At 70.8% G+C, this 2,519-nt stretch carries 2 protein-coding genes and 1 pseudogene; 1 reads left to right on the forward strand and 2 read right to left on the reverse strand.

The window, feature by feature from the left end; genetic code table 11:
- Positions 1-597 (forward strand): alpha/beta hydrolase (locus RMO85_RS18525; RefSeq protein ID WP_310530195.1); only part of this gene is annotated, 597 nt, incomplete at its 5' end.
- Positions 598-754: 157 nt separating this feature from the next.
- On the opposite strand, the gene RMO85_RS18530 is transcribed toward RMO85_RS18525, so the two are convergent.
- Both RMO85_RS18530 and RMO85_RS18535 read right to left on the reverse strand, forming a co-directional pair.
- Positions 755-1,939 (reverse strand): DUF4386 family protein, encoded by a 1,185-nt coding sequence (locus RMO85_RS18530; protein ID WP_310530196.1) that lies wholly within the window; start codon positions 1,937-1,939, stop codon positions 755-757.
- 31 nt (positions 1,940-1,970) lie between these two features.
- A pseudogene (locus RMO85_RS18535) lies at positions 1,971-2,519 on the reverse strand (NAD-dependent dehydratase); the annotation flags it as partial.

Here is a 2,519-nt window from a genome sequence, read left to right on the forward strand (position 1 = left end):
GAGCTCGGGTGGGATACCGCCTACCTGATGGGCCATTCCTGGGGCGGACACCTCGCCCTCCACGCGGCGGCGGCGATCCCGCAAAGGTTGTCCGGCGTGCTGGCCATCGACCCCTTGGGGGCGGTGGGTGACGGCGGGTCAGCGGAGTTCGTGGCCGAGCTGCTCGTACGCATGCCCCACGCGAATCGCCCCAGGTTCGACGAGCTGGAGGCCAAGGAGGCGGCCGAGGGTCTGTCTCCCGAGGAGGATGTCGAGCAGCTCGGACTGCTCTGGCCGTCCTACTTCGCGGAGCCATCGACGGCACCGGCCATGCCGCCGGTCAAGATGTCGCAGCCGGCGTACGAAGGGTTGTGGACCGATCTCAACGCACGTCTACCGGAGCTCGAGGCGGCTCTCCCCTCCATCACAGTGCCCGTCGGCGTGCTCGTCGGCGAGCGTAGCCCGATCCCCACGAGGGCCGGCACCGACACCGCGGACCGCATCCCCGGAGCCTGGTGGCGTGCCGAGCCAGGAGCGGGTCACTTCATCTGGCTCGAGGTGCCGGGTGCGGTCCTGACGGCGATGGACCGGCTCACCGAGCGTTACGTCGCCTCGTAGCGATAGCTCACCTCGACGTCAGCGCTGTGGCACAACCATCGATGTCCAGTTCTCAGGCACCGAGCGTCTGCGTGATCGACGCCAAGAAGCATGGGAGTCGAACTCCTGCGACACCTCTGGGGCATGCGAACGAGGCCGCGGATCGCCCGGTCCGTCACTACGCGACGCGCGGGGCCTCGAGCACCTGCTGCAGACGGCCGAAGCTGCGGTCGAGGTTCTTCTGGGTGCTGCGCGCCATCGCTGGCCGCAGCAGCCGGAGCGCGCCGGTCGGTCGGCCGACCACGGTGAACTGGACATGGGTCGCGTCCCCAAGGTCGGTGAGCACGTAGGTGAGGGTCGTCGGCAGTGGGCCGGCCGTGCTCGTGACGATCATGCCGACCGGCGGCTCGAACGCCGTGACTACCCAGTCGTAGGCGTGCTCGCGGCCCATCGACCGCAGCCGTGTGTGGACGGTCGTCCCGTGTCGGATCGGCTCGGCAGAGGTGAGCTCCTCGGTCACGACGCTGTCGTCCCAGGACGGGCGGTTGCGAGCGTCGGCGACGAACGCGAAGACCTCGGCGACCGGCCGTCGTACGACGATCGAGGCGGTGGCCGTGAAGCCGGCGGATCCGTGGGTGGTTGGGGAGCCCGAGGTGTCGGCGGGCGCGCGGACGAGCAGGAAGGCCACCGCGAGCAGCCATGCGCACCAGGCGACGTACCCCGCGAAATTGGTGAGGCTTGCGGCCTCGACGAGCGGGATCACGACGCCGGTAGCGATGAGTACGGCGGCGGCGTAGCCGGCAAGCGCGAGCCAGCGCGGCAGGATCGATCGGCTCAGCGCGATCACCACGAGCACGGTGAACGTCGCGGTGAGCGCGTAGCCGAAGGTCTCCCCGATGGCCTTGCCGAGAACGGTGTGCAACAGCTCGAAGCGGTCCTCGGCAGCGGCGCGGAGGGCCGGGTCGAGGGCGTCGTCGCTGATCCCGGGGACTAGCGTCACCCAGCGCTGCAGGCCCACGACCTGGACCGTGGCCGCCGCGACGCCGACGCCGGCGATCCAGCGGCCGAGGCGTCCACCGGCGATCCGGCCGAGCCAGATGCCGGCCGGCGCCATCAGGGCCGCGCTGATGGCCAGGACGAGGAACCAGCTCATCACCGTGCCTTGGTGCTCCCGGAAGAGGGCCAGGATGTCGGCGGTCGGCTCCTCGAGGATCTGGGGGTACTCGAAGACCGAGCCGAGGACGGTGAAGCCGGCGATGGCGAGGCCGGAGGCCAGCGCCAGGGCGGCGCCGGCTCGCCGTGCGGTCGCCCGGTCGATGGTGTGGTCGGTGGCGAGGTAGGTGCTGCGGTCGATGGTGCCCATGGCGTTGCTCCTGTGAGGTCGAGGTGAGTGGTCAGCTGACGGAGGCAGGCACGCGGTCGGCGTACCAGGCGAGGGTGGTGGCCAGTGCTTCGTCGAGCGGCGTGGCGCGGTCGCCGAAGGCGGCGCGGAACTTGCCGTCGTCGACGACCCAGGGGGCGGTGAACTGGTAGAGCGTGTGGAGGTACTCGCGCATCTCCGGCTTGACCAGCCCCAGCGCGCGGAGGGTCAGGCGACCGGCCGCCAGGAGGCGGGGCCTGTGCCCGGCCAGCTCGTAGACCTTCTCGACCACTTCGCGGATGGTGCGGGCCTCGGCGACCGGGAGGTGCCAGACCTGTCCGGTGGTGCCGGGCGCGGTGCCGAGGGTGATCAGGGCGGCGGCCACGTCGGGGGTGTAGGAGAAGCTGTGCGGCTGGGCCGGGTCGCCCATCACCTGGGCGGTCTTCCCGGCGAGTGCGGCACCGAAGACGGTCTCGCCCAGGGCCGACCTCATCGCACCGGGACCGAAGTAGTCCGAGGCACGGCCAATCACGACCTGCACCTCTCCCGCGGCGTGGGCAGCGAGCAGCTCCTCGGTCATCGC

The sequence above is a fragment of the Nocardioides sp. genome, assembly GCF_031422975.1.
Lineage (GTDB): Bacteria > Actinomycetota > Actinomycetes > Propionibacteriales > Nocardioidaceae > Nocardioides.

Bases quoted from the DNA above. Each gene is read 5' to 3' on its own strand.
- RMO85_RS18530 (WP_310530196.1), bottom strand. From the start codon at position 1,939: ATGGGCACCATCGACCGCAGCACCTACCTCGCCACCGACCACACCATC.